Source organism: Roseburia sp. AF02-12 (assembly GCF_003461765.1).
GTDB lineage: Bacteria > Bacillota > Clostridia > Lachnospirales > Lachnospiraceae > Roseburia_C > Roseburia_C amylophila.
Window position 1 is genome coordinate 427,107 of record NZ_QTXS01000001.1, and the last position, 11,907, is coordinate 439,013.

The 11,907-nt window shown below is 41.6% G+C and carries 14 protein-coding genes and 1 pseudogene; 14 read left to right on the top strand and 1 reads right to left on the bottom strand.

The features are described from left to right. Nucleotides 1–2 precede the first annotated feature (2 nt). The 9 genes from DV740_RS02000 (at nucleotide 3) to coaBC (ending at nucleotide 8,005) form a co-directional block, all read left to right on the top strand. Nucleotides 3–263 carry a DUF1292 domain-containing protein gene (locus tag DV740_RS02000; RefSeq protein WP_022243072.1) on the top strand — a complete coding sequence of 87 codons (261 nt, stop codon included), beginning with the start codon at nucleotides 3–5 and terminating at the stop codon, nucleotides 261–263. 66 nt (nucleotides 264–329) lie between these two features. Beyond that, nucleotides 330–1,994 (top strand): ribonuclease J, encoded by a 1,665-nt coding sequence (locus tag DV740_RS02005; RefSeq protein WP_118087377.1) that lies wholly within the window; start codon nucleotides 330–332, stop codon nucleotides 1,992–1,994. A gap of 15 nt (nucleotides 1,995–2,009) precedes the next feature. After that, complete coding sequence (locus DV740_RS02010; RefSeq protein ID WP_022243070.1) at nucleotides 2,010–2,354, top strand: YlbF family regulator; 345 nt, start codon at nucleotides 2,010–2,012, stop codon at nucleotides 2,352–2,354. 15 nt (nucleotides 2,355–2,369) lie between these two features. Then, on the top strand, nucleotides 2,370–2,759 hold the full coding sequence (locus DV740_RS02015) for an endolytic transglycosylase MltG (RefSeq protein ID WP_022243069.1): 390 nt from the start codon (nucleotides 2,370–2,372) through the stop codon (nucleotides 2,757–2,759). Then, the gene (locus tag DV740_RS02020) at nucleotides 2,756–3,397 is read left to right on the top strand and encodes an O-methyltransferase (protein WP_118087378.1); all 642 of its coding nucleotides are present in this window, start codon (nucleotides 2,756–2,758) and stop codon (nucleotides 3,395–3,397) included. Before DV740_RS02015 ends, DV740_RS02020 begins: the two co-directional genes overlap by 4 nt. Before the next feature lie 35 nt (nucleotides 3,398–3,432). Continuing rightward, complete coding sequence (locus DV740_RS02025) at nucleotides 3,433–4,659, top strand: peptidase U32 family protein (RefSeq protein WP_118087379.1); 1,227 nt, start codon at nucleotides 3,433–3,435, stop codon at nucleotides 4,657–4,659. Nucleotides 4,660–4,662: 3 nt separating this feature from the next. Then, the gene (locus tag DV740_RS02030) at nucleotides 4,663–5,715 is read left to right on the top strand and encodes a lactonase family protein (protein ID WP_118087380.1); all 1,053 of its coding nucleotides are present in this window, start codon (nucleotides 4,663–4,665) and stop codon (nucleotides 5,713–5,715) included. Between the two features lie 245 nt (nucleotides 5,716–5,960). Further along, on the top strand, nucleotides 5,961–6,806 hold the full coding sequence (locus DV740_RS02035) for an ECF transporter S component (RefSeq protein ID WP_022243065.1): 846 nt from the start codon (nucleotides 5,961–5,963) through the stop codon (nucleotides 6,804–6,806). A gap of 5 nt (nucleotides 6,807–6,811) precedes the next feature. Further along, nucleotides 6,812–8,005 (top strand): bifunctional phosphopantothenoylcysteine decarboxylase/phosphopantothenate--cysteine ligase CoaBC, encoded by a 1,194-nt coding sequence (gene coaBC / locus DV740_RS02040; protein ID WP_118087381.1) that lies wholly within the window; start codon nucleotides 6,812–6,814, stop codon nucleotides 8,003–8,005. An 87-nt stretch (nucleotides 8,006–8,092) separates the two neighbouring features. Here coaBC and aroC read toward each other — a convergent pair whose 3' ends face one another. Next, entirely contained in the window at nucleotides 8,093–9,196 is a 1,104-nt protein-coding gene (gene aroC, locus DV740_RS02045) for a chorismate synthase (protein WP_118087382.1), read from the bottom strand. 145 nt (nucleotides 9,197–9,341) lie between these two features. Here aroC and tgt point away from each other — a divergent pair, with 145 nt between their 5' ends. The 5 genes and pseudogenes from tgt to DV740_RS02070 all read left to right on the top strand — a co-directional run bounded on the left by tgt (nucleotide 9,342) and on the right by DV740_RS02070 (nucleotide 11,887). Continuing rightward, entirely contained in the window at nucleotides 9,342–10,493 is a 1,152-nt protein-coding gene (gene tgt, locus DV740_RS02050) for a tRNA guanosine(34) transglycosylase Tgt (RefSeq protein WP_117697028.1), read from the top strand. A gap of 97 nt (nucleotides 10,494–10,590) precedes the next feature. Continuing rightward, nucleotides 10,591–10,926, top strand: coding sequence for a preprotein translocase subunit YajC (gene yajC / locus DV740_RS02055; protein ID WP_022243061.1), 336 nt, complete (start codon nucleotides 10,591–10,593; stop codon nucleotides 10,924–10,926). Between the two features lie 164 nt (nucleotides 10,927–11,090). Continuing rightward, nucleotides 11,091–11,431: pseudogene (locus tag DV740_RS02060) on the top strand (nucleotidyltransferase domain-containing protein). Then, nucleotides 11,418–11,651, top strand: a complete 234-nt coding sequence (locus tag DV740_RS02065; RefSeq protein WP_022243059.1) for a HEPN domain-containing protein — start codon at nucleotides 11,418–11,420, stop codon at nucleotides 11,649–11,651. The pseudogene DV740_RS02060 and the gene DV740_RS02065 overlap by 14 nt, the downstream one beginning before the upstream one ends. A gap of 17 nt (nucleotides 11,652–11,668) precedes the next feature. After that, entirely contained in the window at nucleotides 11,669–11,887 is a 219-nt protein-coding gene (locus tag DV740_RS02070) for an aspartate dehydrogenase (protein WP_118087383.1), read from the top strand. Nucleotides 11,888–11,907 lie beyond the last annotated feature (20 nt).

The window sequence follows — 11,907 nt, forward strand, 5'->3', positions numbered from 1 at the left end:
ATATGGAAAAAGTAAATTTTACAGACCCGGATACCAATGAGTCAGCAGAATTTTATGTATTAGAGCAGACAACCATACGGGGAATCAATTACCTTCTTGTCACAGTAGACGAAGAGGGTGATTCGGATGCATTTATTTTAAAAGAAACACAGAATGAAGATGATCACAATACCATCTATGAAATGGTGGAAGATGATAAAGAGTTAGAAGCACTTGCAAAAATTTTCGCAGAATTAATGGAAGATGTAGACATTGAATTCTAGGAGAACTTATGTAATTGCGGACAAATGCAATGAGCGCGAAAAGAAAGAATTTATGGAGGTAATATTTTGAAAAAAGAAGCAAACTCAAAATTGAAAATCATTCCATTAGGCGGATTAGAGCAGATTGGAATGAACATAACTGCCTTTGAATACGAAGACAGTATTATTGTTGTGGACTGCGGTCTGTCATTCCCGGAGGATGACATGTTTGGTGTAGACCTTGTTATCCCGGATGTGACTTATTTAAAAGATAATATTGACAAAGTAAAGGGATTTTTTATTACCCATGGTCACGAAGACCATATCGGAGCAATCCCTTATATTTTAAAAGAAGTCAATGTGCCGATTTATGCAACCAAGCTTACGATTGCAATTATCGAACACAAGTTAGAAGAGCATAATATGCTCAAGAAAGTAAAACGTAAGGTAGTAAAATACGGACAGCATATTAACTTAGGCTGCTTCCGCGTGGAATTTATCCGTACCAACCATAGTATTCAGGATGCGGCAGCTCTTGCCATTTATTCACCGGCAGGAACAGTTGTCCACACCGGAGACTTTAAAGTGGATTATACACCGGTATATGGTGATGCTATCGATTTACAGCGTTTTGGTGAGATTGGTAAGAAGGGTGTACTGGCATTGATGTGTGACTCCACCAATGCAGAGCGTCCTGGCTTTACCATGTCGGAGCGTACCGTAGGAAAGACCTTTGATAATATTTTTGCTGACCATAAGAACACACGAATCATTATTGCAACTTTTGCATCCAATGTAGACCGTGTACAGCAGATTATGAACTCTGCCAATAAGTATGGCAGAAAAGTAGTAATTGAAGGACGAAGCATGGTAAATATCATTACGATTGCGTCTGAGCTGGGATACCTTACCATCCCGGAGCAGACCCTGATTGATATTGAACAGCTGAAGAATTATCCGGATGAGCAGACGGTTATCATTACAACAGGAAGCCAGGGAGAATCCATGGCGGCATTATCCCGTATGGCATCCGGCATGCATCGTAAGATAACAATTAAACCAAAGGATACCATTATTTTTAGTTCCAACCCGATTCCGGGTAATGAAAAAGCAGTGTCCGGTGTCATTAATGAACTGACCATGAAAGGTGCAGAGGTTATTTTCCAGGACGTTCATGTTTCCGGTCATGCCTGTCAGGAGGATATCAAACTGATTTACTCACTGGTAAAACCGAAATATGCAATTCCGGTTCATGGAGAATACCGTCATCTGGTTGCCCAGGCTAAGATTGCAGAAGAACTTGGCATTGATAAAGAAAATATTTTCCTCTTGTCTTCCGGTGATGTATTAGAACTGGATGAGGAAAGCGCATCAGTTACCGGACATGTACAGGTAGGCGATGTCATGGTAGACGGACTTGGTGTTGGTGACGTAGGAAATATTGTATTGCGTGACAGACAGCATCTGGCAGAAGAAGGAATCATTATTGTTGTAATGACATTGGAAAGTGGCTCCGGAATGGTGCTGGCAGGACCGGACATCGTATCCAGAGGATTTGTCTATGTACGTGGGGCAGAAAGCCTGATGGAGGAAGCCCGTCATGTATTAGAGGGAACCATGGAACACTGCATGGATAAGAATATTACAGACTGGAGCAAGATTAAGACAGAAATCAAAGATGCTTTAGGTGATTTTGTCTGGAAAGAGACAAAGCGCAGACCGATGATTATTCCAATTATTATGGAAGTTTAATGTGGGTGGATGAACATGAGCGTAGTAGAAGATAAGGTAACAGAACTTGTAAATGCAATTCAGGATACCAATGAATATAAGCGTTATCAGGAAGCAAAGAATAAGCTGCATGCGAATCCGGAATTAGAGCAGATTGTATTTGCATTCCGCCAGAAGAATTACCAGATCCAGAACAGTAAAAATGTGGATCTGTTCTGGGAAGTAGACCAGCTGGAGCGGGAAAATATAGATATCCGCAAGAATCCGGTTGCAGAAGAATTTATGACAGCAGAGCTTGCATTCTGCCGTCTGCTGCAGAAAATTAATTTCAGACTGGTTGGCGGCCTGAATTTTGAAGTAGGTTTTGTAAACGAAAGATAATGGAGAGGTTGTGCGATGAGTGCCAGTAAGATTGTGATGAAAATTGTCCGAATCAGTTTTTCTGTTCTTGTTGTTGTACTGGTGATTTTTGTACTTTTTAAGGCAGGAAGCTATGCATATGATTTCGGATATCGCGTGTATACAGAGCAGCCGGTGTCATCCGGTGATGGCAAGGATATTGTGGTTCAGATAGAGGCTGGAATGTCCGGTAGTGATATTGGAAGTATGTTAGAGGAGAAAGGACTTATCCGTGATGCCAGGCTTTTTGCAGTGCAGTTAAAGCTTTCTGCGTATTCTAAAAAAATCAAACCGGGAATATATACGCTGAATACTTCCATGACAGCGAAAGAAATGATGGAAGCCATGTCACCGGTTTCGGAAAAAGATACAGAGGGTACAACGTGATAGTAGAGGAACGATTAGTAACGTATATCAATTCCTTAGACAGTGGAAATACACCGCTTTTAGAGGAAATTGAGGTAGAGGCAAAGAAGAATTATGTGCCGGTTATCCGTAAGGAAATGCAGAGCTTTTTAAAATCCATGCTGGCATTAAAGCGGCCAGAGCGGATTTTGGAAGTGGGAACTGCAGTAGGATTTTCTGCACTTCTGATGGAAGAATATAATCCGGTGCCATGCCGGATTACAACCATAGAAAATTACGAGAAAAGAATTCCTATTGCACAGGCAAATTTCAAACGTGCCGGAAAAGAGAAAGAAATCACACTGATTCCGGGAGATGCCACAGAGGTGTTAAAGACGTTAGAAGATCCTTATGATTTTCTTTTTATGGATGCGGCAAAGGGACAGTATATCAATTTCCTGCCGGATATTCTTCGGCTGATGAAGCCTGGTGCATTACTGGTATCTGACAATGTGCTGCAGGAGGGAGATATTATCGAATCCCATTATGCAGTAACCAGAAGAAACCGGACCATTCATAAGAGAATGCGGGAATATCTTTATGAACTGACACACAATGACAGTCTTACCACATCGGTGCTTCCGATTGGAGACGGTGTTACCATTAGCATTAAGAAATAGATGATACAGATTGAAATATTAGGAGAAATAAATCAATGAGACCGGTAGAATTACTGATTCCAGCCAGCAGTCTGGAAGTATTAAAAATTGCAGTCATTTATGGAGCAGATGCCGTATATATCGGCGGAGAAGTATTTGGACTTCGTGCGAAGGCAAAAAACTTTTCCATGGAGGATATGGCAGAGGGCATCCAGTTTGCCCATGAGCATGGCGTAAAAGTTTATGTAACAGCAAATATACTGGCTCACAATGGGGATTTGGAAGGTGTAAGAGAGTACTTTACCCAGTTAAAGGAAATCAAGCCGGATGCCCTGATTATTTCCGACCCGGGTATTTATACCATTGCAAAAGAAATCTGCCCGGAAATCGAGCGTCATATCAGTACCCAGGCCAATAATACCAACTATGGAACGTATCAGTTCTGGTGGAACCAGGGCGCAAAGCGTGTGGTAACAGCAAGAGAGCTTTCTTTAAATGAGATTGCTGAGATTCGCAAAAATATTCCGGATGAAATGGAAATCGAGACATTTGTGCATGGAGCAATGTGTATTTCCTATTCCGGAAGATGTCTTTTAAGTAATTATTTTACCGGAAGAGATGCCAACCAGGGAGCCTGCACTCATCCGTGCCGCTGGAAATATGCAGTGGTAGAGGAAAAACGTCCGGGAGAGTATCTGCCGGTTTATGAAAATGAACGTGGTACCTATATTTTTAACTCCAAGGATTTGTGCATGATTGAGCACATCCCGGAATTGATTGAGGCAGGTATTGATTCCTTTAAGATAGAAGGACGTATGAAGACAGCACTTTATGTTGCTACTGTAGCACGTACTTACCGGAAAGCCATTGATGATTATCTTACCTCACCGGAGAAATATAAAGAAAATATGGACTGGTATTTAGAACAGATTTCTAACTGTACTTATCGCCAGTTTACCACCGGCTTTTTCTTTGGAAAGCCTTCGGAAGAGAGCCAGATTTACGATAATAACACTTATATCAAAGAGTATACCTACCTTGGAATTGTAGGAGAACGCAACGAAGAGGGATTATATCAAATTGAACAGAGAAATAAATTCTCCGTAGGGGAACAGATTGAAGTCATGAAACCGGATGGAAGAAATATTCCGGTTACCGTAAAACGGATTGTGGACGAAGATGAAAATGAAATGGAATCAGCACCACATCCAAAACAGGTGCTTTACATTGATTTAGGACAGGAACTGGAGATGTATGATATTTTACGCAGACAGGAGGAATGACCTATGGAAGAAAAGTATGTTGTTTATGTCGGAACGTATACCCATGAGAACAGTATCGGAATCCATTTATATGATTTGGATGCAAAAAGCGGAGAAATGAAGGAACGGAAAGTGGTTCCCATCAATAATCCTTCCGATTTGCTGGTATCGAAGGATGGCAGATTCTTATATTCCATCGCAGATGAAGGCGTGGAAGCATTTCACATTCTGCCGGATGGAGACCTTGAGCCAATGAACAAGCAGTGGATTGGCGGTATGCGTGGCTGTTATGTGGAAGTGGACAGTAAGAACCGTTATCTTTTCGTAGGCGGTCATCATGATGGCAGAGTGACCATGATGAAGTTGGAAAAGGACGGCAGCATCGGAGAAATTGCAGACGGTATTTTTCATAAGGGAATGGGACGGACCATTGCAGAGCGAAGCTCCAAGCCACATGTAGACTGCGTGAAACTGACACCGGACGAGAAGTTCTTGTGTGCAGTGGATAATGGATTAGATCATGTAAAGATTTACCGGATTGACTATGAGAATGGCAGGATGAAGCTAGCAGATATCATCCGTTGTCCGTTGGAATCTGCACCGCATATGATCCGCTTCAGCCGTGATGGAAGATTTGCTTATATTCTCTATGAGCTGTTGAATCAGATAGAGGTATTTTCCTATACGTTAGAAAATGACCAGCCGCATTTCGAGAAGATTCAGACCATTACAACGACCACACCGAAGGAAGCTGATGTCTGTGCTGCATCCGGTCTGGAAGTGACAATGGATGGTGAATATTTATTCTGCAGTAATGCAGGTGCAAACTCCGTATCGATTTATGAAATTGATAAAGAGAGTGGATGTCTTACCATGATGTGTAATTCGAAAATCAGTGGTGATTATCCGAAAATGATTGGTATCTGTCCGGACAGAATGCATTTCATGAGCCTTAATAATGAGACCAATGAGATTACCATGTTTAAGGTAGATTATGAGAAGAAATACATTCTGATGGAAGAGAAGCCGATTCCGGTAGACAAGCCGAATTGTATTTATATCCATAAACTAAGTTAAAAGCGAACTGCGGGAAACATGCTTTAACCAGGCATTTTCGGTATTCATGTAAAAAGGGTAAAAAGATGTCGTTTGTTAAAAAAATAACAGACGACATCTTTCTTTTTTGGAAAAACTATGATAAAATAACACGGTTGAAGCCTACCGGTCCGGAGGCTATCAATGGAAGTGCTTGGCCGCAAAGCCTTAAAATGCGGAGAAAAAAGAAAATAGAAAAAGAAAATTTAAGAAAAGAGGAAGAGACTATGAGTGAAAAAAACGTAGCTTTTACCAGGGACAGAAGTATCCCAAAATCTTATGAGCTGGTTCTGACAGCTTTATTTACCGCCATTATTGTCGTAATGGCATTTACCCCGTTAGGATTTATTCCTTTAGTAGTTATTAATGCAACGATTATCCATATACCGGTTATTTTAGGTGCAATTTTCTGCGGACCGAAAAAAGGTGCCTTTTTGGGATTTGTATTTGGATTAACCAGTTTTATTAAAAATACATTGATGCCAACTTCTATGTCAGCATTTGTATTTTCACCGATACTGGCAAGCAGCATCGATGGCGCAGCAGGAGTGGTAAAGAGTACCATTATCTGTTTTGTACCACGAATTTTAGTAGGTATCATCCCATATTTCGTATATCGTGGAATTGTAAAATTAACCACATCCAGCCATGCAAAGGCTGCAAAGGTAATCAGTAATCTTGTAATCAGCGTACTTTTACTGGTTGGTATCCATGCGTTCTTTGCTAAAATGCTGACAACAGATTCGAAGGAAATGATTGGCTGGATATCAGGTGCAGCTGCAGCAGTTATTTATTTTATTGTAGTGGAACTGACCGGAAGAAAGAAGGATGGCAGATTCTTAGGCTATGTCTATGCCGGCGTAACCGGAGCATTGACCAATACACTGCTTGTAATGCCGATGATTTATATTTTCTATAAAGAGGCATATGCCAACGCATTGAGCATTGAGCCGGGCGCAGTTATGGGCGTAATCCTTGGCGTTATCAGCTTTAATGGAATTATAGAAGCAATTGTAGCAGCCGTTCTGGTAGCCGCAATTGGAATGGTATTGAATAAAGTACACAGGAGGTAATTCATATGTTAAAGGGCAGGAATATATTACTGGCAGTGACAGGCAGTATTGCAGCATATAAAGCGGCTTCACTTGCCAGTATGCTGGTAAAGCAGCACGCAGATGTGCATGTAATTATGACGAAAAATGCAGAGCAGTTTATATCACCGGTTACCTTTGAGACACTGACCGGAAATAAGGTAATTGACGATACCTTTGACCGCAACAGCGGATATCATGTGGCACATATTGCCATGGCACAGGAAGCAGATGTGGTGATGATTGCTCCGGCTTCTGCAAATGTCATTGCAAAGCTGGCACACGGAATTGCAGATGATATGCTCACTTCTACCATGTTAGCCTGTGAGGCTCCGATATATCTTGCCCCGGCAATGAATACACATATGTTTGACAATCCGGTAACACAGGATAATCTTAAGAAGCTAAGAGAATATGGTTATCACATCATTGAGCCGTCCTCAGGCTATCTTGCCTGTGGCGATACCGGAAGGGGAAAACTTCCGGAACCGGAAGAACTGTTAGAATATATTCTGCAGGAAGCTGCCTGTGAGAAAGACCTGACAGGAAAGAAGGTTCTCATCACAGCAGGAGCCACCCAGGAGGCAATTGACCCGGTACGTTATGTGACCAACCATTCCACTGGAAAAATGGGTTATGCACTGACAAAGAATGCGGCAAGAAGAGGGGCAGAGGTAACACTGGTCACCGGACCGACCAGCCTTGAAAAGCCTTTTTTTGTAAATACAATTCCAGTGGTTACGGCAGAAGAGATGTATCAGGCTGTTACAGATGCATTTGCAGAACAGGATATTGTAGTCATGGCTGCAGCAGTAGCAGACTACCGTCCAAAGACCGTTGCGGATGAAAAAATCAAAAAGGCCGATGGCGGACTGACGTTGGAAATGGAATGCACGAAAGATATTTTAGGAACAGTTTCTGCCCGGAAGGAAAACCAGTTCCTGTGTGGATTTTCCATGGAGACACAGCATCTGAAAGAAAATTCCAAAGCCAAGTTAGAAAAGAAGAAGCTTGATATGATTGTTGCCAATAATCTTAAGACAGCGGGAGCCGGATTTGGTACCGATACCAATGTGGTAACTTTGATTACAGAATCAGAAGAAAAAGAGCTTCCGATTATGTCGAAGGATGAAGTTGCCTCAGCTATCTTTGATGAGATTCTAAGCAAAATGCAGGCGTAGAAAATAATAATAATCCCTGTCAGCGGAAGGTCACCTGAGTTTGTGACTTGTAGCAGACAGGGATTTTGCTATTTCTGATAGAAGCCTTTATTTCTTGTAGAAATCTTTGATTCCATCCATCCGGGCACTCATGTTAGAAAGCATGGCATCGAAAATAGTAATGGCAGCCATGGATTCGACAACCACAACAGCTCTTGGAACGATAATCGGATCGTGACGTCCCTTGATATTGATTTCGATTTCCTCGCCGTTTTTATTTATGGTCTTCTGGGTGGAAGCAACGGAAGGAGTCGGCTTGATGGCAGCACGGAATACAATCGGCGAGCCATCACTCATGCCGCCTAAGATACCGCCGGCGTGGTTGGTTTCTTTTGTGACAGAACCGTTTTCATCCGTTACAAAGGCATCGTTGTTGGTAAGTCCGGTAGCAGCAGCAACTGCAAATCCATCACCGATTTCAAAGCCTTTTACAGCACCAATGGAGAAAATTGCTTTGGCTAAATTTGCATCGATTTTTTCGAATACCGGGTCACCGATTCCGGCAGGAACACCGGTAATAACACATTCGATAATACCGCCGGCAGAGTTCTGCATGGCTTTGCATTCTTCCAGATAGGAAGCAGCTTTTGCAGCAGCATCTGCATCCGGCATATAGAGCGGATTCTTCGTGATTTCTGCGGTGTCAAATCTGGTTTCGTCAATGGTGATGGGACCGATGCTCTTACTGTAGGTGAGAATCTCAATGCCAAGTTCCTTTAAAATCTTTGCGGCAACCGCACCGGCAGCCACACGTCCGATAGTTTCACGGCCGGAAGAACGTCCGCCACCACGGTAATCCCGGAAACCGTATTTGGCATCAAAGGTAAAGTCAGCATGTCCCGGACGATAGTAGGAAGCAATCTCACGGTAGTCTTTGGAATGCTGGTTTTCATTTACCACAATCAGTGAGATTGGAGTTCCAGTGGTTCTGCCTTCAAAGACACCGGAAAGAATATGTACTGCATCATCCTCTTTTCGCGGGGTAGAGAAAGCAGATTGTCCCGGTTTACGCCGGTTTAAATAGGTCTGTATATCTTCTTCACAAAGGGAAAGTCCGGCAGGACAGCCGTCAATTACGACACCGATTCCTGTTCCGTGTGATTCTCCCCAGGTTGTAATTTTAAAGTTAGTTCCAATAGTTGAGCCTGCCATAGCATCCTCCTGATTTGTTTTTGTAAAAAAGTCAGACTCTATTATAGAAGATTTTTCAGATACTGGCAATCCCACAGTTGCAAAAAGTGCGAAAACAAGGTATGCTAGGATAGTATTTGTAAAAAGAACAGAAACAGGAGATTATATGTACGAATTATTAAAACAGGATGGAAGAGCAAAGAGGGGCATTTTTCATACCGTACATGGTGATATACAGACCCCGGTGTTTATGAATGTAGGAACGGTCGCTGCCATAAAGGGAGCTGTTTCTACCGAAGACTTAGAGCAGATTAAGACACAGGTGGAATTATCCAATACCTATCATCTGCATGTACGTCCGGGAGATAAATTAATCAAAGAGCTGGGCGGACTGCACAAGTTCATGGTGTGGGACAAACCAATCCTTACCGATTCCGGTGGATTCCAGGTATTTTCACTGGCAGGACTCCGTAAAATCAAAGAAGAGGGAGTCTATTTCCATTCCCACATTGATGGAGCAAAAATTTTCATGGGACCGGAAGAAAGTATGCAGATACAGTCTAATCTGGCATCCACCATTGCCATGGCATTTGATGAATGTGCACCGGCACTGGCTGACCGTGGATATGTAGAGGCATCCGTAGCCAGAACAACCCGCTGGCTGGCACGCTGTAAGGCGGAAATGACAAGACTGAATGGGTTGGAAGATACCATTAATAAAAATCAGATGCTGTTTGGAATTAACCAGGGAGCCATTTATCCGGATATCCGGATTGACCATGCAAAGCGAATCAGTGAATTAGATTTAGATGGCTATGCAGTAGGTGGACTTGCAGTAGGCGAGACCCACGAAGAGATGTATGATATCTTAGACCAGACCGTTCCATATCTGCCACTTGAGAAACCAACCTATCTTATGGGTGTCGGAACTCCGGCAAATATTTTAGAGGCAGTAGACCGTGGCGTGGATTTCTTTGACTGTGTATATCCGACCCGTAATGGCCGCCACGGACATCTTTATACCAATCAGGGAAAGATTAACCTTTTCAATAAGAAATATGAAAAGGATATGCGCCCAATCGAGGAAGGCTGTCAGTGTCCGACCTGCCGCCGCTACAGCAGAGCCTATGTCCGCCATTTGTTAAAGGCAAAGGAAATGCTTGGTATGCGTCTTTGCGTATTACACAATCTGTATTTCTACAATACCATGATGGAAGAAATCAGAGACGCCATTGATGCCGGCAATTATAAGTCATACAAAGAGGAAAAACTCTATGGTATGAACCAGATAAACAGGGAAAAAGAGGCACAAATCTAAAAAAAGAATGAAATATCGGGAAAATACTTGTGAAACGCAGTCTTTTTGTGTACAATGTTTTTCATGAACTTAAGTTTGTAATTCAGGAGGAAAAGAAATGTCTATTTTAGCATCACAGCAGGCACAGGCCTGGGGAAGCATTATTATGTGGGTAGTAATTATGGTTGTATTTGTATACTTCTTCATGATTCGTCCACAGAAGAAAGAAGCAAAGAAGAAAGAGCAGATGATGTCAGAGTTGGCAGTAGGTGATACCGTACTGACAACCAGCGGTTTCTACGGAATCGTAATTGACGTATCTGAAGATGATACTGTTATCGTTGAGTTTGGCAGCAACAGAAACTGCCGTATCCCAATGCAGAAAGCCGCAATTGCAGCAATCGAGAAACCGGAAGAAGCAGTAGAAGCAAAAGAAACCAAAGAGAAGAAATAAGATAAGACCTTAGAAAATCCGTGGAGTGTGCGAGATGTACAAACCACGGATTTTTTGTATACAAGGAACAGACAGTTGCCTGAAAAAATGCAGGTATGTTATAATAGAATAAAATTACAACAAATAGAAATTGTTATAAATTCATAGAAAATGAGGTGAGAATGATGTCATACAGCATGAAAGAATTGTTAGATAAATATATAGCAGAAATTAAAAAATATATGGAACACATTTGCAGGAAGTGATTTTGTATGGCTCATACGCCAGAGAAGATTTTAAAGAAGATTCAGATATTGATATCATGATATTGCTTGACATAACAGATATGGAAATGAAGCAATATCAGCATCAGTTATCTTATGCGACATTCGATTTTAATATGGATAATGACCTGGATATTAAGCCGATAACAAAGAATGATGAACATTTCCGCAAATGGAGTGAAGCATATCCGTTTTATGAGAATGTAAGAAAAGAGGGAGTAAGGTTATATGGAGCAGCATAATAATGATGATATGAAAAAAGAACTCGCCCAATATAGGATGGAAACAGCAAAAGATGACTTACGTGCAGCAAAAATATTATTAGATGCAGGGGAATATAAGGCAGCAAATAACAGGGCATATTATGCTATTTTTCATGCTATCAATGCAGTGCATGCAACAGCGGAATGTTTTGGTAAACTGGTGGAAAAGTATATATTGGAATATAAGAATGAATCTTAATTATGAGGATATACAGTATGAGAATATTCAAGAAAAAATCCATGCCATTGCCCTATGATAAAATGAACAAGAAGCCTGTTATTAAAGCCAGCATCTGCAATGGAGAACAGGTGGCAGGCTTTAAAGATATCCATACAGGAAAGATAGAAGAAATAATGCTGATAAAAAATGAGGCTGACCTTGATACATTCCGGAAAATGTATGGAATTGAGGGGAAAATAGAAAAAGAATATTAAGCAAAGCATAATAGAAATTC

What these genes read in the sequence shown, in the direction of transcription:
- DV740_RS02000 (WP_022243072.1), top strand. Translation starts at nt 3, where the DNA reads ATGGAAAAAGTAAATTTTACAGACCCGGATACCAATGAGTCAGCAGAA.
- DV740_RS02010 (WP_022243070.1), top strand. Translation starts at nt 2,010, where the DNA reads ATGAGCGTAGTAGAAGATAAGGTAACAGAACTTGTAAATGCAATTCAG.
- DV740_RS02015 (WP_022243069.1), top strand. Translation starts at nt 2,370, where the DNA reads ATGAGTGCCAGTAAGATTGTGATGAAAATTGTCCGAATCAGTTTTTCT.
- DV740_RS02025 (WP_118087379.1), top strand. Translation starts at nt 3,433, where the DNA reads ATGAGACCGGTAGAATTACTGATTCCAGCCAGCAGTCTGGAAGTATTA.
- DV740_RS02030 (WP_118087380.1), top strand. Translation starts at nt 4,663, where the DNA reads ATGGAAGAAAAGTATGTTGTTTATGTCGGAACGTATACCCATGAGAAC.
- DV740_RS02035 (WP_022243065.1), top strand. Translation starts at nt 5,961, where the DNA reads ATGAGTGAAAAAAACGTAGCTTTTACCAGGGACAGAAGTATCCCAAAA.
- coaBC (WP_118087381.1), top strand. Translation starts at nt 6,812, where the DNA reads ATGTTAAAGGGCAGGAATATATTACTGGCAGTGACAGGCAGTATTGCA.
- aroC (WP_118087382.1), bottom strand. Translation starts at nt 9,196, where the DNA reads ATGGCAGGCTCAACTATTGGAACTAACTTTAAAATTACAACCTGGGGA.
- tgt (WP_117697028.1), top strand. Translation starts at nt 9,342, where the DNA reads ATGTACGAATTATTAAAACAGGATGGAAGAGCAAAGAGGGGCATTTTT.
- yajC (WP_022243061.1), top strand. Translation starts at nt 10,591, where the DNA reads ATGTCTATTTTAGCATCACAGCAGGCACAGGCCTGGGGAAGCATTATT.
- DV740_RS02065 (WP_022243059.1), top strand. Translation starts at nt 11,418, where the DNA reads ATGGAGCAGCATAATAATGATGATATGAAAAAAGAACTCGCCCAATAT.
- DV740_RS02070 (WP_118087383.1), top strand. Translation starts at nt 11,669, where the DNA reads ATGAGAATATTCAAGAAAAAATCCATGCCATTGCCCTATGATAAAATG.